This window comes from Stutzerimonas stutzeri (genome assembly GCF_000590475.1).
GTDB lineage: Bacteria > Pseudomonadota > Gammaproteobacteria > Pseudomonadales > Pseudomonadaceae > Stutzerimonas > Stutzerimonas stutzeri_D.
The window spans coordinates 4,307,019-4,332,918 of record NZ_CP007441.1 but is presented as its reverse complement, the minus strand read 5'-3'; the positions used below and the strand labels follow the sequence as shown (position 1 = coordinate 4,332,918).

General features: G+C 63.4%; 21 protein-coding genes and 1 pseudogene. 11 read left to right on the top strand and 11 right to left on the bottom strand.

Going from position 1 to position 25,900, the window contains the following annotated elements; all coding sequences use genetic code 11:
- Positions 1-69: 69 nt before the first annotated feature.
- From pstA to phoU, 3 genes are all read left to right on the top strand, one after another.
- Positions 70-1,740: a phosphate ABC transporter permease PstA gene (gene pstA, locus CH92_RS19665; RefSeq protein WP_025243471.1), complete on the top strand. Its 1,671-nt coding sequence runs from the start codon at positions 70-72 to the stop codon at positions 1,738-1,740.
- 81 nt (positions 1,741-1,821) lie between these two features.
- Entirely contained in the window at positions 1,822-2,652 is an 831-nt protein-coding gene (pstB, locus tag CH92_RS19660) for a phosphate ABC transporter ATP-binding protein PstB (RefSeq protein ID WP_025243470.1), read from the top strand.
- A 174-nt stretch (positions 2,653-2,826) separates the two neighbouring features.
- Positions 2,827-3,549: a phosphate signaling complex protein PhoU gene (gene phoU, locus CH92_RS19655; protein ID WP_025243469.1), complete on the top strand. Its 723-nt coding sequence runs from the start codon at positions 2,827-2,829 to the stop codon at positions 3,547-3,549.
- Between the two features lie 231 nt (positions 3,550-3,780).
- On the opposite strand, the gene CH92_RS19650 is transcribed toward phoU, so the two are convergent.
- Complete coding sequence (locus CH92_RS19650) at positions 3,781-4,695, bottom strand: LysR family transcriptional regulator (protein ID WP_025243468.1); 915 nt, start codon at positions 4,693-4,695, stop codon at positions 3,781-3,783.
- Positions 4,696-4,784: 89 nt separating this feature from the next.
- Between CH92_RS19650 and CH92_RS19645 the strand changes: the two genes are divergently transcribed.
- Positions 4,785-5,705, top strand: a complete 921-nt coding sequence (locus CH92_RS19645) for a DMT family transporter (protein ID WP_038623576.1) — start codon at positions 4,785-4,787, stop codon at positions 5,703-5,705.
- A 100-nt stretch (positions 5,706-5,805) separates the two neighbouring features.
- On the opposite strand, the pseudogene CH92_RS19640 reads toward CH92_RS19645, so the two are convergent.
- Positions 5,806-7,154, bottom strand: a pseudogene (locus CH92_RS19640) (GTPase/DUF3482 domain-containing protein).
- A gap of 177 nt (positions 7,155-7,331) precedes the next feature.
- On the bottom strand, positions 7,332-8,741 hold the full coding sequence (locus tag CH92_RS19635; protein WP_025243466.1) for a DUF2868 domain-containing protein: 1,410 nt from the start codon (positions 8,739-8,741) through the stop codon (positions 7,332-7,334).
- Between the two features lie 206 nt (positions 8,742-8,947).
- Here CH92_RS19635 and CH92_RS19630 point away from each other — a divergent pair, with 206 nt between their 5' ends.
- A complete protein-coding gene (locus CH92_RS19630) occupies positions 8,948-9,193 on the top strand; it encodes a DUF4282 domain-containing protein (protein ID WP_025243465.1) in 246 nt (81 codons plus the stop codon).
- Positions 9,194-9,301: 108 nt separating this feature from the next.
- Here the strand turns inward: CH92_RS19630 and CH92_RS19625 are convergent, their stop codons facing one another.
- The 3 genes from CH92_RS19625 to CH92_RS19615 are packed head-to-tail and all read right to left on the bottom strand — an operon-like array spanning position 9,302 to position 12,321.
- Complete coding sequence (locus CH92_RS19625; RefSeq protein WP_025243464.1) at positions 9,302-10,813, bottom strand: tripartite tricarboxylate transporter permease; 1,512 nt, start codon at positions 10,811-10,813, stop codon at positions 9,302-9,304.
- Between the two features lie 24 nt (positions 10,814-10,837).
- A complete protein-coding gene (locus CH92_RS19620; protein WP_025243463.1) occupies positions 10,838-11,329 on the bottom strand; it encodes a tripartite tricarboxylate transporter TctB family protein in 492 nt (163 codons plus the stop codon).
- Positions 11,330-11,343: 14 nt separating this feature from the next.
- On the bottom strand, positions 11,344-12,321 hold the full coding sequence (locus CH92_RS19615) for a Bug family tripartite tricarboxylate transporter substrate binding protein (protein ID WP_025243462.1): 978 nt from the start codon (positions 12,319-12,321) through the stop codon (positions 11,344-11,346).
- Between the two features lie 218 nt (positions 12,322-12,539).
- Here CH92_RS19615 and CH92_RS19610 point away from each other — a divergent pair, with 218 nt between their 5' ends.
- The gene (locus CH92_RS19610; protein WP_025243461.1) at positions 12,540-13,730 is read left to right on the top strand and encodes a CaiB/BaiF CoA transferase family protein; all 1,191 of its coding nucleotides are present in this window, start codon (positions 12,540-12,542) and stop codon (positions 13,728-13,730) included.
- A gap of 191 nt (positions 13,731-13,921) precedes the next feature.
- Here the strand turns inward: CH92_RS19610 and CH92_RS19605 are convergent, their stop codons facing one another.
- Entirely contained in the window at positions 13,922-15,037 is a 1,116-nt protein-coding gene (locus tag CH92_RS19605) for a glycerophosphodiester phosphodiesterase (protein ID WP_025243460.1), read from the bottom strand.
- Between the two features lie 153 nt (positions 15,038-15,190).
- Here CH92_RS19605 and folA point away from each other — a divergent pair, with 153 nt between their 5' ends.
- Both folA and CH92_RS19595 read left to right on the top strand, forming a co-directional pair.
- Positions 15,191-15,706, top strand: a complete 516-nt coding sequence (gene folA, locus CH92_RS19600; protein ID WP_038623185.1) for a type 3 dihydrofolate reductase — start codon at positions 15,191-15,193, stop codon at positions 15,704-15,706.
- A gap of 93 nt (positions 15,707-15,799) precedes the next feature.
- On the top strand, positions 15,800-16,477 hold the full coding sequence (locus CH92_RS19595; RefSeq protein WP_025243458.1) for a YitT family protein: 678 nt from the start codon (positions 15,800-15,802) through the stop codon (positions 16,475-16,477).
- A 6-nt stretch (positions 16,478-16,483) separates the two neighbouring features.
- On the opposite strand, the gene CH92_RS19590 is transcribed toward CH92_RS19595, so the two are convergent.
- Entirely contained in the window at positions 16,484-16,939 is a 456-nt protein-coding gene (locus CH92_RS19590; RefSeq protein ID WP_025243457.1) for a metallophosphoesterase family protein, read from the bottom strand.
- A 108-nt stretch (positions 16,940-17,047) separates the two neighbouring features.
- Here CH92_RS19590 and CH92_RS19585 point away from each other — a divergent pair, with 108 nt between their 5' ends.
- A complete protein-coding gene (locus CH92_RS19585) occupies positions 17,048-18,166 on the top strand; it encodes an NAD(P)/FAD-dependent oxidoreductase (protein ID WP_025243456.1) in 1,119 nt (372 codons plus the stop codon).
- Here CH92_RS19585 and CH92_RS19580 read toward each other — a convergent pair whose 3' ends face one another.
- Entirely contained in the window at positions 18,167-19,555 is a 1,389-nt protein-coding gene (locus CH92_RS19580) for a nucleobase:cation symporter-2 family protein (RefSeq protein WP_025243455.1), read from the bottom strand. It lies immediately after the preceding gene.
- Between the two features lie 149 nt (positions 19,556-19,704).
- On the opposite strand from CH92_RS19580, the gene CH92_RS19575 reads away from it, so the two are divergent.
- A complete protein-coding gene (locus tag CH92_RS19575) occupies positions 19,705-20,064 on the top strand; it encodes a DUF1090 domain-containing protein (RefSeq protein ID WP_025243454.1) in 360 nt (119 codons plus the stop codon).
- Between the two features lie 93 nt (positions 20,065-20,157).
- On the opposite strand, the gene CH92_RS19570 is transcribed toward CH92_RS19575, so the two are convergent.
- Positions 20,158-21,696: a nucleobase:cation symporter-2 family protein gene (locus CH92_RS19570; RefSeq protein ID WP_025243453.1), complete on the bottom strand. Its 1,539-nt coding sequence runs from the start codon at positions 21,694-21,696 to the stop codon at positions 20,158-20,160.
- A gap of 483 nt (positions 21,697-22,179) precedes the next feature.
- Between CH92_RS19570 and CH92_RS19565 the strand changes: the two genes are divergently transcribed.
- Positions 22,180-23,913 carry a DUF4153 domain-containing protein gene (locus CH92_RS19565; RefSeq protein ID WP_025243452.1) on the top strand — a complete coding sequence of 578 codons (1,734 nt, stop codon included), beginning with the start codon at positions 22,180-22,182 and terminating at the stop codon, positions 23,911-23,913.
- Positions 23,914-23,983: 70 nt separating this feature from the next.
- Here CH92_RS19565 and ilvD read toward each other — a convergent pair whose 3' ends face one another.
- The gene (ilvD, locus tag CH92_RS19560; protein ID WP_025243451.1) at positions 23,984-25,822 is read right to left on the bottom strand and encodes a dihydroxy-acid dehydratase; all 1,839 of its coding nucleotides are present in this window, start codon (positions 25,820-25,822) and stop codon (positions 23,984-23,986) included.
- Between the last annotated feature and the right edge of the window lie 78 nt (positions 25,823-25,900).

Genomic DNA, 25,900 nt, shown 5'->3' with positions numbered 1-25,900 from the left:
ACGCCTGCGGGCGGCCAAGGACGCAGCCGGTGACGGCTGCGACAAAGATTTCGACAAAGGTATCGATTCGTGAAAAAGGATTCGCTGAACACCTGGATCAAGAGCGGCACCCCTTGGGTCTGGATGAACGCCGGCGCGGTGTCCATCGCCGTGATCATGACCCTCGGCCTGCTGGCGGTGATTGCCGTGCGCGGCTTGGAGCATTTCTGGCCAGCCGACGTGGTCGTCGCCGATTATCAGGTGCCTGATGCCGAGCCACGGGTGATGGCCGGTGAAGTGGTGCAAGCGGAAGAAGTACCCCGCGCACGTCTGGCCGCCAGCGGTCTGCCGGTGGATGTCGAGGGCGGCGAGTTCATGACCCGTGAGCTGCTCAAGGTCGGCAACCGTGAGGTCTATGGCGCGGATTTCTCTTGGGTCATCGGCGAGTGGTTGAGCAATCCACGCAAGCCGGCGGATCTGATCACCCTGGAGCGCCGTGAGTGGGGCAATTTTTATGGCGAACTGCTGAACGTCAAGGAGGACGGTCAACTGGTCGCTGAAGGCGATGCCGCCTGGGATGAACTGCAGCAGCGCATCAAGCGCATCGACGAACTGCATACGCAGATCGCCCGACTGGAGCAGGTCGATATCGGCCGCATCAACTATGGTCTGGAGCGCTTGCGCCTGAAGACCCGCAAGCTGGAGCTCGACGACCAGCTCGACGCAGCTGCGCAGGAAGAGCTCGATACCGAGCGCGCCCAGTGGGATACCGAATACAAGGCGCTCGAGGGGGAACTCGTGGCGCTCTACCAGGGTTTCAACCGCGACAGCATCACCATGCGCACCATGGACGGTCAGGAAAAGGTGATCAGCCTCGGCAAGATCGTGCGCGCCTACCGCCCGAACGCCATGTCGACAGTCGACAAGTTGGGCTTCTACTTTGCCAAAGTGTGGGAATTCGTCAGCGACGAACCGCGTGAAGCGAACACCGAGGGTGGCATCTTCCCGGCAATCTTCGGGACGGTGCTAATGACCCTCATCATGGCGGTGATCGTTACCCCGTTCGGCGTGGTTGCCGCAGTCTACCTGCGCGAATACGCCAAACAGGGTGTGCTGACCCGCATCATCCGCATCGCGGTGAACAATCTCGCCGGCGTGCCTTCGATCGTCTACGGCGTGTTTGGCCTGGGCTTCTTTGTCTATGTGTTGGGTGGCTCGCTCGATCGCATCTTCTATCCCGAAGCGGCGCCGGCGCCGGTGTTCGGTACGCCCGGCCTGATGTGGGCCTCGCTGACCTTGGCGATCCTCACCCTGCCGGTGGTCATCGTCGCCACCGAGGAAGGCCTGGCGCGCATTCCGCGGATTCTGCGCGAAGGCTCGCTGGCGTTGGGTGCGACCAAGTCGGAAACGCTGTGGAAGGTGGTGCTGCCGATGGCCAGCCCGGCGATGATGACCGGACTGATCCTGGCCGTGGCGCGTGCCGCGGGTGAAGTCGCGCCGCTGATGCTGGTGGGTGTGGTCAAGCTGGCACCGAGTCTGCCGCTCAACGGTAACTACCCCTACCTGCACCTTGACCAGAAGATCATGCACCTGGGCTTTCACATCTACGACGTCGGCTTCCAGAGCCCCAACGTCGAGGCGGCGCGGCCATTGGTCTATGCGACGGCGCTGCTCCTGGTGCTGGTGATTGCGACGCTGAACCTCTCGGCCGTCGTGATCCGTAACCATCTGCGCGAAAAATACAAAGCGCTCGACCACTAACAGCCGACAGACCCGCTGGAGGCCCGGTGCTGCAACGATCGCAGCCCGTGCTTCTAGCCTCCAGCGATACGGAGACATCTCATGTCACAAGCAAAGACGCATTCCATTGACATCTCGGCGCTGGGTCGTGACAAGCGCGCGCTGAGCCTGGCCAACGAAGCGATGGCCATCGAAGTGCCCGACCTGAGCCTCTACTACGGCCAGAAGCAGGCGCTGTACAACGTCAGCATGAGCATCCCGCGCCAGCGCGTGACGGCCTTCATTGGCCCGTCCGGCTGCGGCAAATCGACGTTGTTGCGCTGCTTCAACCGGATGAACGATCTGGTCGACGGCTGCCGCATCGACGGGGCGATCAACCTCGACGGCACTAACATCTACCGCAAGGGCGAGGACGTCGCCGACCTGCGCCGCCGCGTCGGCATGGTGTTCCAGAAGCCCAACCCGTTCCCCAAAAGCATCTACGAGAACGTCGTCTACGGCCTGCGCATCCAGGGCATCAAGCAGAAGCGCGTGCTCGACGAAACCGTCGAATGGGCGCTCAAGGGCGCGGCGTTGTGGGAGGAGGTCAAGGATCGCCTGCACGAGTCGGCGCTCGGCCTTTCCGGTGGTCAGCAGCAGCGTCTGGTGATCGCCCGCACCATCGCCGTACAGCCCGAAGTGCTGCTGCTCGACGAGCCGAGTTCGGCCCTCGACCCGATCTCCTCGCTCAAAGTCGAAGAACTGATCTACGAGCTCAAGGCCAAGTACACCATCGTCATCGTCACCCACAACATGCAGCAGGCTGCGCGGGTATCCGATTACACCGCGTTCATGTACATGGGCAAACTGATCGAATACGGCGATACCGATACGCTGTTCACCAACCCGGCCAAGAAGCAGACGGAAGACTACATCACCGGCCGCTACGGTTGATGCCATGGGAAATCTCCTCTGGCTTTGTCGGGCGCGCTTGCCGTACTACTCGTACTGTCAGCGCGCGCCCTCCGCGCCAGTGAAGATTTCCCAAGGGCCTCAACGTCAACTCGAATTTTTCCAGGTGCGCTGCGCACCAGAGCCGCGTAGCGGCAGCCTCCTCGGAGCGAAAAGATGATCAGCAAAGACAGCCACACCCAACACATTTCCCAACAGTTCAACGCCGAGTTGGAGGAGGTGCGCAGTCGCCTTCTGGCCATGGGCGGGCTGGTGGAAAAGCAGGTCAATGACGCGGTTACCGCGCTGATCGAAGCCGATTCCGGACTGGCGCAGCAGGTGCGCGAGGTCGATGATCAGATCAATCAGATGGAGCGCAACATCGACGAGGAGTGCATCCGCATCCTCGCCCGCCGCCAGCCTGCAGCGTCCGACTTGCGCCTGATCATCAGCATCTCCAAGTCGGTGATCGACCTTGAGCGTATTGGCGACGAAGCGACCAAAATAGCCCGGCGTGCCATCGAACTCTGTGAAGACGGCGAATCGCCGCGTGGTTACGTCGAGGTTCGCCATATCGGCGATCAAGTGCGGCGGATGGTGCAGGAAGCGCTCGATGCCTTCGCCCGCTTCGACGCTGAGCTGGCGCTGTCGGTGGCGCAGTACGACAAGACCGTCGACCGCGAATACAAGACCGCATTGCGCGAGCTGGTCACCTACATGATGGAAGACCCGCGCTCGATCTCCCGCGTGCTCAGCGTGATCTGGGTGCTGCGCTCGCTGGAACGGATCGGCGACCATGCGCGCAACATCGCCGAAATGGTGATCTATCTGGTGCGCGGCACCGACGTCCGTCACCTCGGCCTGACGCGGATGGCCGAGGAAGTGGCCAAGCGCGACTGAGCTGCCGGTGCGAGGCGCTGGCTCAGCGGTGGGCCAGCGTCGTTTTGGAATACCGAATGCTTGCCTGGTGGGCTGAAGCGGAGCGCCGCCCGGCCCACCCTACAGGGTGGCTCGGGAAGCAAGCGCTGCGCCGCGATTCCCCCAGGGTGCGCCACGCGTCCAGCGATAAGCCTCGCTGTCTCGCCGGTAGGGCGGGCTTCAGCCCACCCTACCGCCCGTACGGCCTGTCTCTCAGCGCGACGCCAAGGCCTCGCTGAGATAATCGATCAGCGCTCGCTGCTTCGGCGGCAGGTGCTGGTTGGGCCGCCAGAGCAACCAGGCGGCGCCTTGATACGAGCCGGTGTAACGCCATTGCGGCAGCACTTCGCGCAAGCGGCCCTCTGCCAGCGCCTGAGCGGCGGTGAAATGCGGCAGGACGGTGATGCCCAGATCGGCCAGCGCGGCTTCCAGTCGCGCTTCACTGTGGTTGCTGATGTAGCGGCCACGCACGGTCACCACTTCCTGTTGTTCCCCGTCGCTGAAATGCCAGCGGTTGTCGCCACTGTGCTCGCCCAGATACAGGCAGCTGTGCCGTAGCAGCTCTTGCGGGTGCTGCGGAGTGCCGCGCTGTTGAAGGTAGGCTAGGCTGGCGCACAGCAACTGCCGTACCGGGCCGAGCGGCTTGCCAGCGAGGCCTTCGGGCGGCTGATCGGTCACCAATACCAGCAGGTCGAAGCCATCGTCGATCAGATCCGGGCTCTGGTCGCTGATATGCAACTGCACGTCGACCTCGGCGTAGCGGCGCAAAAACCCAGGCATCAGCGGGCTGATGACGAACTTGCCGTAAGCCTTGGGCACGCTCAGACGCACCAGCCCGCGCGGGCTGCTCATCAGCCGTTCACCGATGGCCAGAGCCTGGTCGGCTGCATCCAGCATCGTTCGGCAATGCGCATAGAACTCGCGACCTGCCTCGTTCAGCCGCAGCTGACGGGTGGTGCGTTCCAGTAATCGCAACGACAGCGCCTTTTCCAGCCGCGCCACCTGGCGACTCACCGCCGACGCGGTGCTGCCCAGCTGCCGGGCCGCTGCGGAAAAGCTCCCCGCTTCGACCACGCGCACGAAGACGGCCATGCCGGGTAGCAGCGTCGTCTGATCATTCGTTCTCATGGTGAACAAGTCCTTTTCCGAATCGCTGGATTATCGACCTCAGCGTATCAATGGACAATCGCCTCATTCAGTTGAAGCGGGTGGGTAGCATGCGCGATTGGCGGGGCAGGGCACGACGCAACCTCTGGCTGGCCGATGCCATGCTGCTGATGGTGGCGATCATCTGGGGCAGCAGTTATGCGGTGGCCAAGCAGGCGCTGTGGTTCTACCCGGTGCTGGGGTTTCTGGCGATTCGCTTTGGCCTGACCTTCATCCTGCTGTTGCCGCAGCTGCGCGGTGAGGGGCGGCGCGCGATTCGTCCGGGGCTGCCGCTGGGGCTGGTGATGCTGGGCATCTTCCTGTGCGAAACCTGGGGTGTGATGCTCACCAGCGCCAGCAACGCTGCCTTTCTCATCAGCCTGTGTGTGGTATTCACGCCGTTTGTGGAGTGGGCGATGGTTCGCCAGCGGCCGAGCAACCTGCTGTTCGCCGCTTGCGCGTTATCGCTGGCCGGGTTCTGGTTGTTGACGGGCGGCACGAGGCTTTCGCTCAACCTGGGCGACGGGCTGATGTTGGTGGCAGCATTGCTGCGCGCGGTGTTGGTGTGTCTGACCCGGCGGCTGACCGCCGACCGGCAGATACCACCGATGGCACTGACAGCGGTACAGAGCGGAGTGGTGGCGTCAGGTTGCCTGGTGCTGGGCCTGTCGCTACCGGGCGGATTGCCTGCCGTTCCACAGAGCCCTGCGTTCTGGGCTGCGGCACTGTATCTGGTGGGCTTCGCCACGTTGTTCGCGCTCTACGTGCAGAATCTGGCGCTGGGGCGGACCAGTGCGACGCGGGTGTCTTTGCTGATGGGATCCGAGCCGCTGTTCGGTGCCCTCATCGCCGGTCTCTGGCTCGGTGAGCAGCTGGGGTTGCAGGGTTGGATCGGCGGGCTGCTGATCATGATCGCGACGCTGGGGACCCTGCGTCTCGGCCGTTTGGAGGCACCGGTCGCATCCAATAGCGGGTTACCGGCACGCACGTGAGAGGGGCTGCCGGCATTGGTCAAGCCAGATTCCTCGAACTCGACGCGGTGGGCTGAAGCGCAGCGCCGCCCGGCCCACCGACGGGCGACTAGCCGCCGTATCAGTCGCTGCGCTGCAAACTGGCGACCAGCTCCGCCAGTTGCTGTTGCCGCTCGGCCTGCTCCAGGCGTGCGCCGGGGTTTAGCGAGGACCACTCCGGGTGCGCACGGCAGCGATGCAGCGCCTCGGGCAGCTTGCCCTCGCGCCAGGCCTTGTCGTCTGGCGTATCGAGTCGGATCGCGTCCATCGCGGCATGCCCCCGGGCGGCGAGGGCGGTCAGCAACTGCCGCTGGCGCAGGGCGAGCAGGCGCAGTACTGCATCGTCGACGGTTAGTTCGCGCTGGCCCTTGAGCTTGCCCAGCAGACGGTTGCCGTAGTGCCGTGCGGTCTGCGCGCCGCCGCCGGCAAGCGCGCCTAGTAACGCCGCCGCACCCATCGTGATGCCGCCGACCATCAGGTCGACGCCGGCTCCTGCATCTTGACGCCCAACTCCTTGAGTGTTTCCGGGTTGAACAGATCGTCGCCCCAACGGCCGTCGAGTAGCGGCAGGTCCGCAGCGGCGGCATCCTGCATGCGAAAGCCGTAAAGGCGCAGCAACGCCTCGACGCAGCGCTGTTCGCGGGCGCGCACCGCATCGTGCAGTTCACGAATGGCGCCGCGCTCCAGTTCCGGCTGTGCGGCAACGCTGCGCCGCACAGCCGCGACGTCCACCAGCAGTTCGGCAATCAGTCGGTTGCCCTCGCTCAGCCGCGCCATCGCCTGGGCTTCGTGGTCATCGATCAGGCGCTGCAGTTTGGGTCGCGATTGCTCCAGCAGCAGCGCCAGGCTTTCGTACAAGCGGCGCTCGCCGTCGATCGGCGGCGCCACGCTGTCGAAACGCACCAGCGCATGCAGGCCGAGCCGTGCCAGGGCTTCACGCCACTGCTCTTCACGGTGGCCGGGCTGAGCGACGAAGTTGAGCACCGGCAGCAAGGGTTTGCCACACCCGGCGAGCACCGCGAGCTCGTCCTTGTATTTGGCCAGGACCGGCTCGCGAGCGTCGATCACGTAGAGCCCGGCATCGCTGGCCAATAGCTGGCGCAGCACTTTCGCTTCCTGCTCGAAACGCTGGCGCGCCTCGCTGCTGTCGAGAAAGCGTGCCGTGCGGGCCGGGCCGTCGAGACGCTCGCCGGGGCGCTCGATCCGCTCCAGATGGTCGAGCAGGGCGATGGCATCCTCCAGGCCAGGGGTGTCGTAAAGCTCCAGCAGCGGCTCGCCATCGACGGACAGCCGCGCGCCTTCGACGTGGCGAGTGGTGCTCGGCCGATGGGACACCTCACCGAAGCCGACATCCCGAGTGAGGGTACGCAGCAGTGAAGTCTTGCCAACATTGGTATGGCCGACCAAGGCGAGTTTGAGGGGCGCGCTCATGGGCGTTCCCCTTCGGGGTTTCTGATGACGCTCGTTTGGCTTGCCGCCACCCAGCGGCTGCAGCCTGCCCTGGGGTTTGGGGGAGAGTAGGGCGGGGGCACCTCGCTGACGGTGCCTAGCGAAAGCTCTCTACCATCGAGTTTCACCCGCCCTACGATGGATGAGCGGATTTTTTTCTCAATCATGGCCGTTCTCCAGCCAGGTCATTGGTGCGCTGCTGGAATGAACCAGGCTGAGGCTGTCGAGGGCCTGCCGCCAGTCCTGCAAACGGTCGCTGTCCAACGCTTCGCCGGTTGGCGGTTGTAACAGCCAGACACGGCTCTGCGCAGCGCAACGGCTGAGCTCGCCGATCAGCGCCAGGGTGCCGCGGTCTGGTGAGCGACGCGGATCGCAGGCGATGGCCAGGCGTTGCGGTGGAAAGCGCGTCAGCTGTTCGAGCAATCGCCTGCGTTGCTCGCGGTCATCCAGTACGCCCGCATCGGCGACGGACTTTGGCAGCTTTGGCGGCCAGGGATGGCCCTGGTCCAGTTCGATGCCAACCAGTACCGCGCCCTCGCTGCCGTCCAGTTGTGCGCCCGCGCTTGGCGCATGCAAATGTGCCGGGGCCGCGTCGGTGATGCCGAGGCGTTCACTGGGGGGCTGAAGGCGCTCACGCAGCAGTCGGTAGGCCGGTAGCTGCAGATCGAGTCGTAGCTGTGCCCGTCCACATCGCCAGCGCCACAGACAAAACAACGCCAGTAGCAGGCGCGGCAGCAGGCCGTAGACCAGTACCACGCCAACTAGCCAGCCGGCCCAGCTTTGCCGGGCGGTCTCGGCGCTGCCGGCCAAGGTACTGCCGGCTAAGGCGCCGCTGGCACGGATCTGGTCGATATCCGGGACGCTGAAGCCGAGCAGTGCGGGCAGCGCGCCGAGCGCCTGGGTCAGGCTGATGAAGGTGCTTTCGCCGAGAATGGTGGTTTCCCAGACGAAGCCATAACGTCGCGTGGCCAGCATCGCCAACAGGGTTATTAGCGTGCTGGACATCGCCAGCAGCCACAAACCGTGCACGCCAAGCCCCAACAGCCAACGGCCCAGACGCCGCTGTTCCAGCACAGCCAGCAGTGCCGGCGCCAGCTGCATGGCACGTGCATCGCGAGCGAGCTTTTCGCTGAGCCACAGCCACAGCCGCCCCAGTGCACCGCCGGCATCGCCTGTGAAAAAGAAGCCCAGCAGCCAACCCAGCAGCGTCAGCAGATTCAGCCCGAGCAAGCTGCCCAACGCCCAGAACACATTGACCGGCCGTACGCCGTCACCCAGCGCTGCCAGCGCCAGCCCGGCCCCGGTGAACAGCGCCAGCAAAACCAGCGCAAAGCCGGCCAGCCGTGCGCCCTGGCGCCAGTGCCGCAAAGCGTCGATCAAACCGTCACGGCGCGCCAGCCACAGCGCGCGGAATTCGATCAGCTCAGCAAGTGCGCCGCCCTGCGCGCGGGCCTGGCGGTTGGCCTCGGCATCGTCCAGCGGCCCGGCATGCTCTTCGCGCAAGCGCACGGCTTCGGTCAGCCAGAGGCGGTCGAGGGGGTTCGGCGGCGGCAGGAGAGGTGGGGACACGCGATTTCTCGTAGAGGGGCTCGGTCCTGAGGATAACCGTTGCCGGTCAGAAGGGTGAGTTCGGTCATGCTGATCCGCATGGTGATGCTGCTAGCATCCGCCGCCGATCAAAGATCGGCCTGCGGTTCGCCGCATCACCAGCCAGGGACAGCCGGTTCGCAAGCGGTGCTTGCACGCCTTCCCGTAAACCAAAAAAGGACTTTGCCATGAAAGACGTCTTCTTCTTCGACTCCATGCTGACGCCGAAAATCATCACCCTGCTTTATTGGGTCGGCCTGATCAGCGTGATCACATGTGGGATCGCCGCCATGTTCGGTATGTTCGGCGCGGGCTTTTGGTCAGGCCTCGCTATTCTGGTAGGCGGCGTGATCGGTACTCGCCTCTGGTGCGAGCTGCTGATCGTGATGTTCAAGATCAACGAGAACCTGAAAGCGATTGCCAATCGTCAGTGATCGGCTCCAGGCGGCATTCTTGCCGCCTGTTTCAGCGCCGCTGTTCGGCTTGGCGCGTCCCCTTACCCGCAGCGCTGCTGATCGAAGAACGGCGCTTTCAAATCCCGATTAGCCGACGGAATTATCCTGCGCGCCATTGCCCATCGAACGCTTGACGCGGTCCTGCCAGTAACGGCGAATGGCGAAGAACAGCGAAAGTGCAGTGAGGGTGATGAAGATCCAGGTGATCGGGCCGCGAAAGAAGATCATCGGGTCACCGCGGCCGATCAGCAGTGTGCGCCGCAGGTTGTCCTCGAACATCGGCCCGAGTATGAAGCCGAGCAGAAAGGGCGCGGTGGCGAAACCGGTGCGGTTGAACACGTAGCCGACCACCCCGAAAAACAGCATCAGGCCGATATCGAACACGCTGTTGTTCACCGCGAAGGAGCCGTAGATGCAGAACATCAGCACGATTGGCAGCAGGATTGCCTTGGGAATGTCCGCCACCAGCGAGAAGTATTTGATCACCCCGTGGCCGACGCACAGCAGCACCGCCGAACTCAGCATGATCCCGCAGAACAGCGCGTAAATCAGCGTGAGGTTTTCCTGAAACAGCACCGGACCGGGCGTCAGCCCATGGATCATGAAGGCGCCGAGAATGATCGCGGTGATCACATCCCCGGGAATGCCGAGCGACAACAGCGGGATCAGGGTCGCGCCGGCCACACCGTTGTTGCCCGACTCCGCAGCGGCAACGCCCTCCAACTCGCCCTTGCCGAAGTTGGCGGCGTTCGGCGAGCGCCGTTTGGCTTCGCTGTAGGAAATGAAGGTAGCCGCCGTGGCACCGGTACCGGGAATCGCTCCGATGATCACGCCGATCAGCGAGCCGCGCACGATGGTTTTCAGGCTCGCCTTTAATTCCTTTAGCGTCAGGCCCACGCCGCTGGTGACGGCGCGAATGTGTGGCTCCGCCTTTTTCAGATAAAAATCGATCACCTCCGGCACGGCGAACAACCCGATCAGCAGCGGCACGAAGGACACTCGGTCCATCAGGTTGTAATTGTCGAAGGTCAGCCGTTGACTGCCGTAGACCACGTCCATGCCGATGGAGGAGACGATCACCCCGAGACTGGCCGCGATCAGGCCCTTGATCGCTGATTCGCCAGCGATGGAGATGATGACCGTGAGCGAGAAGCAAATCAGCCAGAAGAATTCCGGCGGACCGAAATTCAGCGCGATCTTGGCCAGATAGGAAGCGAACAGGATCAGTGCCAGGTTCGACAGCACGTCCGCGATGCAAGACGAATAGAGCGCCATCTGCAGCGCCTTCTTGGCCTTGCCTTGCTGAGTCAGGGGATAACCGTCGAGCAGGGTGCAGGCCGCCGCGGGCGAGCCGGGCGTGTGGATCAGGATGGCGGTGATCGAGCCGCCGTACATGCCGCCCTTGTAGATGCCGACCAGCAGTAGGATGGCGGTCACCGGCTCCAGGGAAAAGGTGAACGGCAGGGCCAGCGCGACCGCCATGGTCGCGGTGAGACCGGGAATGGCGCCAACGACGACACCAATCAGCACGCCGATAAAAATGGCGATGAAATTGTCGACGCTTAGGAACAGGCTCAGAACGTCGGAAAAGTGTTCCATTCGGTCACTCGCGAAAGAGGCGGGTCAGTCCCAGAGCGTGCCCGAGGGCAGCGGGACGTTCAGGACATGGATGAACAGCAGGCTCACGATCCACGGCAAAACGATTGCCAGCACATAGAGCCAGAGCTTGCGCACCGGGTGGGCGGCGAACAGCAGGAGGGTGCCGAGAATGCCGGCGGCGATGGCGCCCAATGGCTCGAACAGCAGCCAGTACGCGCCCAGCCCGGCAAGCATCAGCAGCCAACGCCATGGCGGCGCGCCTTTCTCGGGGGCTACCGTGCGCACCGGTGGACGCAGGCAGCCTTCGACAATGAGCGCCAGCGACAGCATCGCGATCAGCCAGCCGGCCACGTTGGGAAGCCAGCGTGGCGACTGCATCGGATTCTCGACCATCGGTGCTTCTTCGATGTAATTCGGCACCAGATAAAAAACAAACACCAGCGCGGCCAGCAGCCAGAGAGCGCCGAGCAGCGTATTGATATTGGCCCAGCGCGGACGACCGATGGCAGCGCTCATGCAAGGACCTGCCTTTACTGGAGTTCAGCCTGGCCGGCGACGTGCTGCCAGCGCTGGACGTCCTCTGCGACGTAGTCGCGGAATGCATCGCCTTCCTGGCTCGCCGCTTCGCCGCCGATCTGTGCGGCAAAGTCTTTGAAGCTCTGATCGTCCATGACCTTTTCCAGCGCGCGCTGCAGTGTCTGCACGGCTTCGTCGGGCATGCTGTCGTCGGCGATCAGGCCGAACCAGGCGGTGGTGACAAACTCGCCCAAACCCTGATCGGCGCCCAGCTTGGATAGCGGCTCGACGTCCGGCAGGTAAGGCGAGGCGTCCTTGGAGGTGACGGCGAGCGCCTTGAGTTTGCCGGACTTGATATGCGCGAGCACGGTCGGCATGTTCTCGAACGACACGTCGACATCGCCGCTGAGCAGTGCCGGCAGCGCCTCGCCGCTGCCGCGAAACGGCACGTGGGTCATCTTGGTGCCGGTCATGGTTTTGAACAGCTCGCCGGACATGTGGATGGAGCTGCCGACGCCAGCGGAGCTGAAGGTCATCTCCTTGGTCTTGGCGGCCTCGATGAATTGCTCCACGGAGTCATAGGGGCTGTCCGCCGGCACCACCATGACGTTGGGGATTTCGATCACGTTGCGGATGAATTTGAAATCCGTCACCGGATCGTAGGGCAGCTTCTTGTAGATCACCGGGCCAATGGTGTGCCCTGGCGAGGCCATGAGGATAGTGTGATCGGCGCCACGTCCGCCGCGGGCCAGTTGCCCAGTGGCAGTGGTCGATCCGGCGCCTGGGCGATTCTCGACGACGACGGTGCCGATCTCCTGCTGCAGAAGGTCGGCAACCTTGCGTGACAGCACGTCCGTGGTCCCGCCGGGGGCGTAAGGCACTACTAGCCGAACCGTGTCGGTTGGCCAGTCGGCGGCCTGGGTCAGCGAGGCGAGGGGCAGTGTGATGGCCAGGGCGAACAGGCACAGCGAGCGCTTCAGAGTAAGGGGCATGGCGATGTTCTCTTCTTGTAGTTGTAATCGGGCGATGCAGCAGTCGGCCGGCGCAGACGGCCTTGTCCACCATAAAGGATCGAACCGTACCGATTGCCGCTCTAACGGAAAACCGTTCGGTAATCGCACGGATCTTGCTCAGGCATCGGTTGTGGTTTCGACCTGCTTGAGCCAGTTTCGATTCCCTCGTTCATTCACAATAAAAACTGGGAGTGCCGATGAGCGTTCTTAAAGGCATCAAGGTACTGGACCTGACGCGTATCCTCGCCGGGCCCTGGTCGACCATGGCTCTGGCCGACCTCGGTGCGGAAGTCTGGAAGATCGAAAGTCTCGAAGGTGACGACACGCGCACCTGGATGCCGCCTGCCAAGGCCGGGATTTCCACCTATTACCTCAGCGCCAACCGCAACAAGCAGAGCCTGGCGGTGGATATGCGCAAGCCCGAGGGCCGTCAGCTAATTCTCGACCTCGCAGCGCAGGCCGATGTGGTGGTGGAAAACTTTCTGCCGGCCAGCCTCAAACGCCTGGGGCTGGATTACGCGACGCTGTCGGCGCTGAATCCACGGCTGATCCACTGCTCCATTACCGGCTATGGGCATGACAACCCGCTGGAGAACCGCCCGGGCTACGACTTCATCATCCAGGCCGAAAGCGGCTTCATGTCGATCACCGGTGAGAAAGACGGCGAGCCGATGCGCCTGGGCGTGGCGTTCATCGATCTGGTCACCGGCATGAATGCCGTGCAGGGCATTCTCGCCGCGCTCTACGAACGGGAGAAGTCCGGACGCGGCCAGGCGGTGGATATCGCGCTGTCCGACAGCGCGCTGCACTTTCTCGCCAACGTGGCGTCCGGCTATCTGAATACCGGCAAGGTGCCGCAGCGCTTCGGCAATGCGCACGCCAGCATCGTCCCGTACCAGCTGTTCAACACGGCTGACGGGCGCATCGCACTGGCGGTGGGCAACGACGAGCAATATCGACGCCTGTGCCTGGAGGTGCTTGCTCGCCCCGAGCTGCACAGCGACCCGCGTTTTACCCAAAACAAAGGCCGCACCGAGCACCGCGAGCTGCTGCTACCGCTGTTACAGGAGGCGTTCAGCCGCTGGGACAACGAGGCGCTAATCGCCGCGTTGCGCACGCAGGGGATTCCGGTCGGTGAAGTGAAGGATGTGGCCCAGGCGTTCGAATCGGAGACGGCTCGTTACCGCGATCTGGTGATCAGCGCCGAGCACCCGCTCGCGGGTGAGGTGCGTATGGTGCGCAGCCCGCTGCGCTTGTCGCGCACGCCAACCGTCCCACCCCAGGCTCCGCCGCTGCATGGGCAACACACCGACAGTGTGCTCGCTCGGGTGCTCGACAAGAGCGAAGCCGAGCTGGCGGCGTTGCGTGAGGCCAGAGTGATCGGTTGATCAGCCGCTCCTCGAGGGCTTTCACAGCGGCGTTTGCCCGTTCGCTCACCCCGGGTTGACCGAGCCAGCGGTGCCCGGTTAGCGACGCGGTTCCAGCATTAGACTTGCTGTGCGACCGCGTCTCCTTCCAGGCTCTCGGCCTCGTCGAACAATCTGTGCAACGATGTCTTGAAGCTCGGATCGCCTATCCCTTATTTATTTGCACGCAGGCGCACGGCAATGTCCGGCTGATCGATGAACAACCCGTCGATCCCGGCGTCCAGGTAGGCGCGGATGTCGGCCTCGATGTTGCCGCGGTCGGAGGGCGAGTCGCCCTTGCGCAGGTCGGTCGGCAGGAAGGCATTCTCGGCGCGGAAGGTATAGGGATGCACTTTCAGCCCCGCCGCATGGGCGTTCGCCACGAAATCGGTGGGTTGGCCAAGGTTGCCGTTGGCATCGCGCGGAATGATGTAGCTTTTTTCCGGGCCGACGCCCGCCGCATAGCGCGAGATCGCGCGTAGCCCCTCGGCTGTGGCCATCTGTGCGTAGTTCAGGTCGCTGCCTCGCACCTGTTGGTCGTACGGTTGCCCGCCGCCGAACAGCTGCACCAACCGCAACTGCGTCAGGCGGCTGAGGGTTTTCAGGTTGTCGATTTCGAACGACTGGATATACACCGGTGCGCTGCGACCGGCATAGCCGTTACGGTGCAGCGTGCGCACCAGCGGCTTTTCCATGGCCAGGCCGATCTGCTGGAAATGGGTCGGATGCTTGGTTTCGGCGTACAGACCGATGCGGCGGCGTTCGCTCAGCTGCAGGGTTTTGACCAGATCGATGATCTCCTGCAGCGTCGGGATTTCCAGGCTCTGGTCGAGACGGGAATTACCGGGGCGGATGTCCGGGATGCGCTCGATGGCGCGCAGGGTCTTCAGCTCGGCCAGGGTGAAATCCTCGCTGAACCAACCGGTCAGGCTGACGCCATCGACCATCTGGGTGCGCTTGCGGTCAGCAAACTCAGGGTGTTGCGAAACATCGGTGGTCAGCCCCAGCTCGTTGTCGTGACGGGCGACCAGCTCGCCGTCGCGGGTCATGACGAGGTCCGGCTCGACATAGTCGGCACCCTGCAGGATGGCGAGCGCATAGGAGGCCAGGGTGTGCTCGGGTACGTAACCGCTGGCGCCGCGGTGGGCGATGACCAACGGATGGGGCTCATCGCGTCCATACTTGGCCGCGACCGAGGCGTCGGGCGTGGCGGCAAACGCGGCGATCGGTAGCAGCAGGCTACAGGTGGTAAACAGCTGGCGCAGGGTAAGGCGGCTGTGGTGGGCCATCGTCGGCATCTCCATGGAAGGGGAGCGGTAAGCCTGAAACGTGAGAGTGACGACAACCTGACGTTTTGGTAAAGCGAAGATGACCGTTCGACGATGTTGACGTGTATCTGGCGGCGCTGACTGCTCCGGGGACGCTCTGTTATTCTCGCCGCCATGAATCAAACCTCACTTCCCCTCGCCATGATCGCGGCCCTAGCGGACAACCGCGTCATCGGCCTCGACAACAAGATGCCCTGGCACCTGCCGGCTGACCTCAAACACTTCAAGGCCACAACCCTTGGCAAGCCGATCATCATGGGTCGCAAGACCTGGGATTCCCTCGGTCGTCCGCTGCCGGGGCGGTTGAATCTGGTAGTCAGCCGACAGCCCGACTTGCAACTCGAGGGAGCTGAAACCTTTACCAGCCTGGACGCCGCGCTGGCTCGCGCCGAGCAATGGGCGCGCGAGCAGGGCGTCGACGAGCTGATGCTGATCGGTGGTGCGCAGCTCTACGCGCAGGCGCTGCCCCAGGCACAGCGCCTGTACCTCACCCGCATCGAAGCGAATCCTGAGGGCGATGCCTATTTCCCGGCTTATGACGAGGCCGAATGGGAGCGCACCGACAGCCAGCCGCACCCGGCCGAGGGCGCCGCCCCGGCTTACCGGTTCGAGACCTGGCAGCGCCGCTGAGCCGGATTCGTCCACACCGTCCTTGACTGGCGCCAACTCATCGTCTGGCGCCACGCCCTATGCTTTCCATCCGATCGCCACGAGACAGTTTTCATGCAGGACCAGAGACCGGGCGCGGCGCAGGCCGCAGCCGAGCACGCTGATGCCGAACCGGCTGAACGCATTGCCGCCATTTTCGTCCGCCACCCGCTCTGGGAGGATGCACTGGCGCTGCTGCTGGGGACCGCCATGGTGGCCCTGGGGATCGCCTTCTACAGCCACGCGGGGTTGCTGACCGGCGGCACGGTCGGGCTGGCCTTTCTGCTCAAGTACTTCGCCGGCTGGCCCTTCGGGCTGGTTTTCTTCACCCTGAACATCCCGTTCTACCTCCTAGCGATCTGGCGCATGGGCTGGAGCTTCACGCTGCGCACTGTCATTGCGGTGGGGCTGGTGTCGCTGCTGGCTGAACTGACGCCGAGTTGGATCCGTTTCGCCGAGTTGAACATCTACTACGCCGCACTGTTCGGCGGCTTCGCCATGGGCGTCGGGCTGCTGATGTTGTTCCGCCACAAGGCCAGCCTCGGTGGGGTGAACATCCTGGCGCTGTTCCTGCAGGAGCGCATGGGCCTGCGCGCCGGCACCTTTCAAATGGGCATCGATGCGTTGATCGTGCTCGCGGCCGTGTTCATCGTGCCGCCGGAAAAGGTCGCGCTGTCGGTGCTCGGCGCCGTGGCGTTGAATCTGGTGCTGGCGATCAATCATCGCGCCGATCGTTATATGGGCGTCAGCTAAGTTCCTTCAGCCCAGCGTGACCAGCTGCGCACGTGGCTGGCCGTCTTCGATATCCAGCAGCGCCAGGCTGATTGGCAACGTGAAGCGGCGGCGGCCGGCGCTGCCCGGGTTGAGGTAGAGCACGCCGTCGACCTGCTCGATCTTCGGCTGATGCGAATGTCCGGCGATGACCACGTCGACACGCTCGGCGACGGGGTCGATCTTCATCGTCTTGGCGTCGTGTGTGATGTGGATGCGCAGCCCGCCAATGTTCAGGTCGAGGTGCTCCGCAATTGCCGAGGCCCATTCGCCGCTGTCCACGTTGCCGCGAATCACATCGAGCTGCGCCAGCTCGCGCAGACCGTCCAGCACATCGGGTTTGCCGATGTCACCGGCATGGATGATCCGTTCGCAGCCTTGCAACGCGGCGATCGCTTCGGGCCTCAGTAGGCCGTGAGTGTCGGAGATGACGCCGATGCGCATGCTGACTCCAGTCATTTCGAGGACGGTTAGAGGTTAAGGCAACCGAGACTTGGCTGCGGTTCGATATTGCGGCAGGCTGGCGGCCGCCGAACGAAGAGGAATGAGTGAATGGAGCGGGTCGATTGCGTTGTCATCGGTGCTGGAGTGGTGGGGCTCGCCGTTGCGCGCGCCATGGCGCTGGCAGGGCGCGAAGTGCTGGTGTTGGAAGCCGAGTCGGCCATCGGCTCGGGCACCAGTTCGCGCAACAGCGAGGTCATCCATGCCGGCATTTATTATCCGCAAGGTTCGTTGAAGGCGCGCCTGTGCGTGGCCGGACGGGACGCGCTGTACGCCTTCTGCGAAAGTCACGGGGTGCCGTATCGGCGCTGTGGCAAGCTGATCGTCGCCACCGACGAATCGCAGCTGGCCGGTCTCGATCAGCTGCAGGCCCACGCCCAGGCCAACGGGGTCCATGACCTGCAGCGCCTCGATGTGGACCAGATAAAAGTCTTGGAGCCGCAGCTCAACGCCGTTGCCGGGCTGCTGTCGCCGAGTACCGGTATCGTCCACAGCCATGCGTTGATGCTGGCGCTCCAGGGCGATGCGCAAACCGCGGGTGCGCTGCTGGCGTTGCGTGCACCGGTCTCGGCAATCGAGGCGACGGCCACCGGGTTGCGGGTCGATGTCGGCGGGGACGAGCCCATGGCCCTGCTCGCCACGTGCGTGATCAACTGCGCCGGGCATGCGGCGCCTTGGATCGCGGGCTACACACGCGGCCTGGCCGCCAAGTCGGTGCCGCCGCGCTATTTCGCCAAGGGCAGCTATTTCAGTCTGGCGACCTCCACGCCGTTTCGGCATCTGGTCTATCCGCTGCCCGAGCCCGGCGGGCTGGGCGTGCACCTGACCCTGGATCTTGGCGGTCAGGCGCGTTTCGGTCCAGATGTCGAGTGGGTCGACAGCCTCGATTACACAATGAACGAAAGCCGCGCAGGCGGTTTTTACGCCGCGATCCGCCGTTACTGGCCGGGGTTGCCCGATGGCGCGCTGCAGCCGGCCTACACTGGCATTCGCCCGAAGATCAGCGGTCCGGATGAAGCAGCTGCGGACTTCCGCATCGACGGGCCTGCCGAGCATGGCATCGCCGGGCTGGTGAATCTGTTCGGCATCGAATCGCCTGGACTCACCGCGGCCCTGGCGATTGCCGATGAGGTCTGCCTGCGCCTCGCTCAGGACGCGCGCGCCGGTTGATCAGGTAACCTGCTCTGCGCTTGCGGGCGACTCGGGCAGGAACCAGTTCATCAGCAGGGCGCAGATGCCTCCGGTGGCCACACCAGATTCGAGCACGTTGCGCAGTGCCATCGGCAGGTTCGCCAGGAACTCCGGTACCTGAGAAAAGCCCAGGCCCAGCGCCAGCGAAACCGAGATGATCAGCAGCGCGCGGCGGTCCAGCTGTATGCCTGCAAGGATATTGATACCCGCCGCTGCCACCGCGCCGAACATCACCAGGGCGGCGCCGCCGAGTACAGGCTCTGGTACCGCCTGCAGCACCCCAGCGACTGCCGGGAACAGCCCGAGCACCACCAGCATGGCGGCGATCCACATCCCGACGTAGCGGCTGGCGATGCCGGTCAGCTGAATGATGCCGTTGTTCTGCGCGAACACAGAACTGGGAAAGGTATTGAACAGGCCCGCCAGCAATGAGTTGGCGCCGTTGACCAGCACGCCGCCCTTGATGCGCTGTATCCACAGCGGGCCCTCGACCGGCTGGCCCGATAGTTTGCTGGTGGCGGTGATGTCGCCAATGGCTTCCAGCGAGGTGACCAGGTAAATGACCACCATCGGAATGAACAGGCTCCAGGAAAAGCTCAGGCCGAAGTGCAGCGGCATCGGCACCTGGAACAGTGCGGCCTCGTGCATGCCGGCGAAGTTCAGCCGGCCCAGGTAGGCGGCCAGCGCATAACCGATGGCCAGCGCGATGATGATCGCGCAGCTGCGCAGCCACACCACCGGCAAGCGGTTGAGCACGATGATCGCCGCCAGCACCACGCCGGACAGCAGCAGGTTCTCGCGGCTGGCAAAGCTACCGTCGCCCATGGCCGCGTAGCCGCCGCCCATGCTGATCAGGCCGACCTTGATCAGCGTCAGCCCGATCATCAGTACCACGATGCCGGTCACCAGCGGGGTGATTAGCCGCTTGATGAAGGGCAGCACGCGCGAGACGCCCATTTCGATGAAGGAGCCGGCGATTACCACGCCGAAGATCGCCGCCATCACCGTCTCCACTGGCGTGCCTTGCTTGACCAGCAGCACGCCGCCGGCGATCAGCGGACCGACGAAGTTGAAGCTGGTGCCCTGCACGATCAGCAACCCGGCGCCGAGCGGGCCGAACCGCTTGCACTGGAGAAAGGTAGCGATGCCGGAGATCACCAGTGACATGGAGACGATAATGTTGGTGTCGCGGGGCGAGACGCCGATGGCTTGGCAGATCAGCAAGCCGGGCGTGACGATGGGCACGATGATAGCCAGCAGATGTTGTAGCGCGGCAAGAAAGGCGATCCATGGGCGTGGGCGGGAATTGAGTCCGTAGACGAGTTCGTCCGATATTTCAGAGGCGGTTCTGTTGCCGAGAGCGCTCATGGCCATCCTTCCAGGCGAAAGGGCGCGATTCTACGGGGCGCAATGCCATGCGGACAACGCAGCGCGCGTAGCTCGTCGGGCTTCGGTGTGCGCTTGAGCTTTCCACACGTCCACTACAATTACCGGAGCTCAATCGAAAGGTGCTTTGAATGAAAACTGCTGTCGCAATGGTATTGCTGATGTTCACCACTGGATTGGCTCACGCCCAGGAAAGCTGTGCCGGAAAGGAAGCGAACATTCGCCGTCAGCTTGACCACGCGCGCGATAACGGTAACGCCGGACAGATTCGCGGTCTCGAAACCGCATTGGACAAGGTCCGGACCCACTGCACCAACGAGGGTCTGCAGGCCGAACGACAGGATGATATAGACGAGGTGCGGGAAGAAATCAGCGAGCGTGAAGCCGATCTGCGCGAAGCTTTGGAGGATGGTGAGCCGCAGAAGGTCGAAAGGCGTGAACGCAAGCTGGACGAATCCAGGGAAGAACTGCGCCAGCTATTGGAAAAATAGCTGATCCAACAATATCGAAAACAGACCTGAAGAAATTGATGCCTGCCTCGGTGAGGCGAGCATCAATATTTCATTGCTGACCTTACCGCGGCGCTATTCAGCTGTAGGTACGGATTCCTTCACCTTGGCCTGTGGTGGCTGGGTGGGGGCGCCGTGGTCTTCGGCGCCCACTACTTGCACCTCGTTGCCGTCCACGTCATACAGCTTGCCGTCGTGGAAATGGTCGCCGTGGTTGAGGGCAGCGATATCCTGGAAACGCAGGGTTCGTTCGTTGGCCGCGGCGAAGACCGATTGCTGATCCGAGTTGCCGACTGTCAGGTGGTTGAACAGCAGATTCAGCAGTATCGCCATGATCGCGGCCGAGCTGATGCCTGAGTGAAAAATCGTCTCGAACCAGGCCGGGAACTGGTGGTAGAAGGAAGGCGCCGCGATCGGGATCATGCCGAAGCCGATCGAAGTGGCGACGATGATCAGGTTCATGTTGTTGCGATAGTCGACCTGCGCCAGGGTGCGGATGCCACTGGCCGCCACCGTGCCGAACAGCACCACTCCCGCGCCACCGAGTACCGCCGTTGGCACGGCCGCAACCAGTCGACCCATGACCGGAAGCAGGCCGAGTGTCACCAGTATCAGACCGGCGAACGCGACCACGTAGCGGCTCTTCACGCCGGTCACCGCGACCAGGCCCACGTTCTGCGCGAACGCGCTCTGGGTGAATGAGCCGAACAGCGGCGCCAGGCTGCTGGAAATCATATCCGCCCGCAGACCGTTGCCGAGGCGCTTGGAGTCGACCCGAGTGCCGATGATTTCGCCCACCGCGAGGATGTCCGCTGAGGTTTCCACCAGGGTGACGATGATCACGATCAGCATCGACAGAATCGCCGCGACGTGGAACTCAGGCATGCCGAAGTGCAGCAGTTGCGGCATGGCCACGAGCGGGCCGTCGAGCACCTGCGAAAAATCCGCCATGCCGCAGAACACCGCAATGACAGTGCCGATCACCATTGCCAGAAGGATCGACAGGCGCGAGATGCTGGCGCTGCCCAGCTTGCTTAATAACAGCACGGTGCAGAGAGTGACGGCTGCCAGACCGATATTGGCCACGCTGCCAAAAGTCGGCGACTGGCTGTTGCCACCCATGGCCCATCGCGCTGCGACCGGCATGAGCGTCAGACCGATCGTAGTGATGACGATGCCCGTCACCAAGGGTGGAAAGAATTTGGTGATCCGCGAGAATACGGGCGTGATCAACAGGCCGATCAGCGAAGCGGCGATCACCGCGCCGAGCACGGCGGGCATTCCGCCAGCGCCCTCGCTGCCAATGATTGCAATGATGGTCGCCACCCCGGCAAAGGAGACGCCCTGCACCAGCGGCAACTGACAGCCGAAAAACGGCAGGCCGAGGGTTTGCAACAGCGTGGCAAGGCCACCGGCGAACAGAGAAGCGGCGATCAGCAGGCCAATGTCCGCCGGAGACAGTCCGGCAGCCTGGCCCACGATCAGCGGTACGGCAACGATGCCACCGTACATGGTGAGCACATGCTGCAGACCGTAGGCCAGATTGGCACCGATACCTAGATTTTCGTCTTCCGGGCGGTTCTCAGGTGACGTTTTTGCGGATGAGGCTGTCATGGTGATCCCTTTCTCGCAGTTGTTCTTGTGCGATCAATGTAGACAATTAAATTCTTTATTGGCTACTTATTTGTATACATTTTTGGTTCGTAGGATCCGGCTCCCATGGCGACGAGCTTCGCCAGCGGGCGAACCAAGGCCCTCCAGCGCTGTTTTCCATCACAGAGACGCGGTCGGCTAACCGACGACTGGTTACCGTGGAATGCACAGCCTCGGTGGAGGGAGACCGCAGAGAGGTGGATCGAAGGGAGTGGCGGCGGCAAGCAAGGCAGTGCCGTCATGTCAGGCTTGTACCGCTTAGAAGAGGCAGATTGGCTGATCGACTCGGTCACACTGGCGAAGGCGTCACGTTGCGGTGGCCAAGACGGCCCCATAACCTGCTCTGCCTATATTGGCGCCGAGATGCTGAGCCGCCGGCAGCGGATCAAGGCGGCCGTCAACGGCCCTGTCGGCCAGATCGGATTTGCAACGGAAGGAACACGCATGCAACCGGAAAGTGAGGGGCGACCCTTCGTGGCATTTCTGGCGTTGGGCCTGTTGCAGGGCCTGACGCTGTGGATGGCGAGTGAGAGTTGGCCTCACGGGACGCTCTGGCGGTCACTGTGCTCGGCCCTGGTCGTGCTGGTTGTGGTCGGTGGCTGGCAGTTGCAGATGCTCTGGGGACATTTGCGTGAAGCGGATCGATGGAAGCTGCTGCTTCCCGCGGTTCTGCTGCCCGCTGTGTTGGCTGCTGGGCTCGCCGTTCAGTTCGATCAGCCGCGCTGGTATCGCCTGGGTGAAACGACCGGCACGCTGCTGCTCTGGAGCCAGCTGGCACTGGCCTACATCCTCACGCCGTTCATCCAGGCACGTGACCCCGCGCATCGTCGGCGCTTCGACTATAGCGCGCTTTACCGCCACGCCTGGAACAACGGATTGCTGCTGTTCATGGCGCTCGTCATGCTCGGGGTCTTCTGGCTGCTGATCTGGCTCTGGTCGGGCCTGTTCAGCATGCTCGGCGTTGATCAGTTCAAGCGGCTTTTCAGTTCGCAAGGCTTCGTCTGGATAGCCAGTGCCATGGTCGTCGCCGCTGGGCTGCGCATCGGACTGGAGCGCGGCCAGGTCATCGATGCGCTGCGCAATGTGCTACAGGCCATGTGCCGTTTTCTACTGCCGTTGACGGTGGCGATTCTGCTGCTGTTCGTGGTCTTTCTGCCGTTCACCGGTCTGGCTCCGCTATGGGCGACACGCCATGCGACGCCGATCCTGCTGGCGCTGGTGTTCGCGAATATCGTGTTGCTCAACGGTGTCGTGCAGGATGGCCTGCAGACCGCCCATTACCCCCGGCCCCTGCGGCTGCTGGCGGACGTCAGCTCGCTGTGCTTACCGTTGCTGGCCGGGCTCGCGATCCATGCGCTGTGGCTGCGTATCGGCCAGTACGGACTGACGCCCGATCGCGTGCTGGCCGCGTTGCTGGCCCTCGTCGCGATGCTGTATGGGCTGGCGCTGGTCGCCGCGGTACTGCGGCGCGGTCCTTCGTGGCTGAGCGGCCTGAGGCAGAGCAATCCACCCATGGCGCTGTTCGTCGCGTTTCTTCTGGTGCTGTTGCATGTCCCGGCGCTCAGTCCGCTGCAATTGAGCGCCGCCAACCAGTATCAGCGACTGCGTGATGCTCATGTGCCGGTCGAACGCACCGACCTAGGTGCGCTGCGCTTTCAGCTGGGCGAGCCGGGACGACAGTATTTGCAAGCGCTGCGTCAGCAGCTAAATGAACCTTGGGAAGACGACGCGCGGCGCGCCCGGCTCCAGGCCCATCTGCAACGGCTCGACTGGGTGAACAACTACTGGGCGTGGAAGCACAAGCGGGAAGCCTCCGAGACGCCTCCGTTGCCTTGGATAGGCGAGCCGCTGCCGGATGCCGATGGCTCGCTTGCCCATGCAGTCGGTACTCAACCTTGCAAGGCAGCAGACTGCGGGATGTTCGCTGTCGATCTGGATGACGATGGCCAGCCGGAAGTGCTGCTGATCAGTGATGCGCGACCGAGGGCCATGACGGTGATTGGTCGTCGCGATGACGATGTATGGCGCCATCGGGGGCATTTGCAGGTACCGCAAGGGGCACTCAACGGCAAGGCGCTGGTCGACCGCCTGCGTAACGGGGCTTTTCAGCTCGTTCCATCACGCTTCCAGGCGCTACAGATAGACGGCATTCGATTGGAGCCAGCAATCACCGAGTAAACGTGAGCCCATGAGAAAAAAGCCCGACGCGAAGGTCGGGCTTTTTATTTTCAGCGAATGACTCTGGCGGTCAGTCTTCCAGCATCGCCTTGTTACGCACCGCGCCCTTATCGGCGCTGGTGGCGAGCAGAGCGTACGCCTTGAGCGCTGTGGTCACCTTACGCGCGCGCGGTGCGGCGGGCTTCCAGCCCTTCTTGTCCTGCTCGATGCGGCGGTGGGACAACTCTTCATCGCTGACCTGCAGGTTGATGCTGCGGTTGGGGATGTCGATCAGCACCTTGTCGCCGTCCTGCACCAGGCCGATGGCGCCACCCGCGGCGGCTTCCGGCGAGGCATGGCCGATGGACAGGCCCGAGGTGCCGCCGGAGAAGCGGCCATCGGTGAGCAGGGCGCAATCCTTACCCAGCCCCTTGGATTTCAGGTACGAGGTCGGATAGAGCATTTCCTGCATGCCCGGGCCGCCCTTGGGCCCTTCGTAGCGAATGATGACGATGTCGCCGGCCTTCACTTCGTCATTGAGGATGCCCTTCACGGCGCTGTCCTGGCTTTCGAAGATCTTCGCCGTGCCTTCAAAGACATGGATGGATTCATCCACGCCTGCGGTTTTCACCACGCAGCCGTCAAGGGCGATGTTGCCGTAGAGCACGGCCAAGCCGCCTTCCTGTGAATAGGCGTGCTCGACGCTGCGGATGCAGCCTTCAGCGCGGTCCAGGTCCAGCGTGTCCCAACGGGTCGACTGGCTGAACGCCGTCTGTGTCGGGATGCCGGCTGGACCTGCCTTGAAGAACGTGTGTACCGCCTCGTCCTGAGTCTGGGTGATGTCCCACTGCGCGATGGCTTCTTCCATGCTGCGGCTGTGCACAGTCGGTACGTCGGTGTGCAACAGGCCGCCGCGGGCCAATTCGCCGAGAATGGAGAAGATGCCGCCGGCGCGGTGTACGTCTTCCATGTGGTACTTCTGGATGTTCGGCGCGACCTTGCACAGCTGCGGCACTTTGCGCGACAGGGCGTCGATGGCGCGTAGGTCGAAGTCCACTTCGGCTTCCTGGGCAGCGGCCAGCAGGTGAAGGATGGTGTTGGTGGAGCCGCCCATGGCGATGTCCAGGGTCATCGCGTTCTCGAACGCGCGGCGGCTGGCGATGTTGCGCGGCAGTACCGATGCATCGCCTTCGCCGTAATAACGCTGGCACAGCTCGACGACGGTGCGACCGGCGCGCAGGAACAGCTGCTCGCGGTCCGAGTGGGTGGCCAGGGTCGATCCGTTGCCCGGCAGGGCCAGACCCAGGGCTTCGGCCAGGCAGTTCATGGAGTTGGCGGTGAACATGCCGGAGCAGCTGCCGCAGGTCGGGCAGGCGCTGCGCTCGTATTCGGCAACCTTTTCGTCGGAAGCGCTTTCGTCGGCGGCGATGACCATGGCATCGACCAGGTCCAGACCGTGGCTGGCCAGCTTGGTCTTGCCGGCTTCCATCGGGCCGCCAGAAACGAACACCACCGGGATGTTCAGGCGCAGGGCGGCCATCAGCATGCCGGGGGTGATCTTGTCGCAGTTGGAAATGCAGACGATGGCGTCGGCGCAATGCGCGTTGACCATGTATTCCACCGAGTCGGCGATGATCTCTCGCGAAGGCAGCGAATAGAGCATGCCGTCGTGGCCCATGGCGATGCCGTCGTCGACCGCGATGGTGTTGAATTCCTTGGCCACGCCGCCGTGCTTCTCGATCTCGCGGGCGACCAGCTGACCCAGGTCCTTCAGGTGCACGTGGCCGGGCACGAACTGGGTGAACGAGTTGGCGATGGCAATGATCGGCTTCTTGAAATCTTCATCCTTCATGCCGGTGGCACGCCACAGCGCGCGGGCACCGGCCATGTTGCGGCCGTGCGTGGAGGTTTTCGAGCGGTAATCGGGCATGACGGTGGTCCTGCGGCTAATTCGGTTGTGTGTGCTGTGAGCGTCGTCGAACGGCAGGTCGCCGTGTGGTTAGGGGGC

Bases quoted from the DNA above. Each gene is read 5' to 3' on its own strand.
- CH92_RS19590 (WP_025243457.1), bottom strand. From the start codon at position 16,939: ATGCGCATCGGCGTCATCTCCGACACTCACGGCCTACTGAGGCCCGAA.
- CH92_RS19615 (WP_025243462.1), bottom strand. From the start codon at position 12,321: ATGCCCCTTACTCTGAAGCGCTCGCTGTGCCTGTTCGCCCTGGCCATC.
- CH92_RS19585 (WP_025243456.1), top strand. From the start codon at position 17,048: ATGGAGCGGGTCGATTGCGTTGTCATCGGTGCTGGAGTGGTGGGGCTC.
- CH92_RS19595 (WP_025243458.1), top strand. From the start codon at position 15,800: ATGCAGGACCAGAGACCGGGCGCGGCGCAGGCCGCAGCCGAGCACGCT.
- CH92_RS19625 (WP_025243464.1), bottom strand. From the start codon at position 10,813: ATGGAACACTTTTCCGACGTTCTGAGCCTGTTCCTAAGCGTCGACAAT.
- CH92_RS19605 (WP_025243460.1), bottom strand. From the start codon at position 15,037: ATGGCCCACCACAGCCGCCTTACCCTGCGCCAGCTGTTTACCACCTGT.
- CH92_RS19645 (WP_038623576.1), top strand. From the start codon at position 4,785: ATGCGCGATTGGCGGGGCAGGGCACGACGCAACCTCTGGCTGGCCGAT.
- pstB (WP_025243470.1), top strand. From the start codon at position 1,822: ATGTCACAAGCAAAGACGCATTCCATTGACATCTCGGCGCTGGGTCGT.
- folA (WP_038623185.1), top strand. From the start codon at position 15,191: ATGAATCAAACCTCACTTCCCCTCGCCATGATCGCGGCCCTAGCGGAC.
- CH92_RS19565 (WP_025243452.1), top strand. From the start codon at position 22,180: ATGCAACCGGAAAGTGAGGGGCGACCCTTCGTGGCATTTCTGGCGTTG.
- CH92_RS19610 (WP_025243461.1), top strand. From the start codon at position 12,540: ATGAGCGTTCTTAAAGGCATCAAGGTACTGGACCTGACGCGTATCCTC.
- CH92_RS19650 (WP_025243468.1), bottom strand. From the start codon at position 4,695: ATGAGAACGAATGATCAGACGACGCTGCTACCCGGCATGGCCGTCTTC.
- phoU (WP_025243469.1), top strand. From the start codon at position 2,827: ATGATCAGCAAAGACAGCCACACCCAACACATTTCCCAACAGTTCAAC.
- CH92_RS19580 (WP_025243455.1), bottom strand. From the start codon at position 19,555: ATGAGCGCTCTCGGCAACAGAACCGCCTCTGAAATATCGGACGAACTC.
- CH92_RS19630 (WP_025243465.1), top strand. From the start codon at position 8,948: ATGAAAGACGTCTTCTTCTTCGACTCCATGCTGACGCCGAAAATCATC.
- CH92_RS19575 (WP_025243454.1), top strand. From the start codon at position 19,705: ATGAAAACTGCTGTCGCAATGGTATTGCTGATGTTCACCACTGGATTG.
- CH92_RS19570 (WP_025243453.1), bottom strand. From the start codon at position 21,696: ATGACAGCCTCATCCGCAAAAACGTCACCTGAGAACCGCCCGGAAGAC.
- ilvD (WP_025243451.1), bottom strand. From the start codon at position 25,822: ATGCCCGATTACCGCTCGAAAACCTCCACGCACGGCCGCAACATGGCC.
- CH92_RS19620 (WP_025243463.1), bottom strand. From the start codon at position 11,329: ATGAGCGCTGCCATCGGTCGTCCGCGCTGGGCCAATATCAATACGCTG.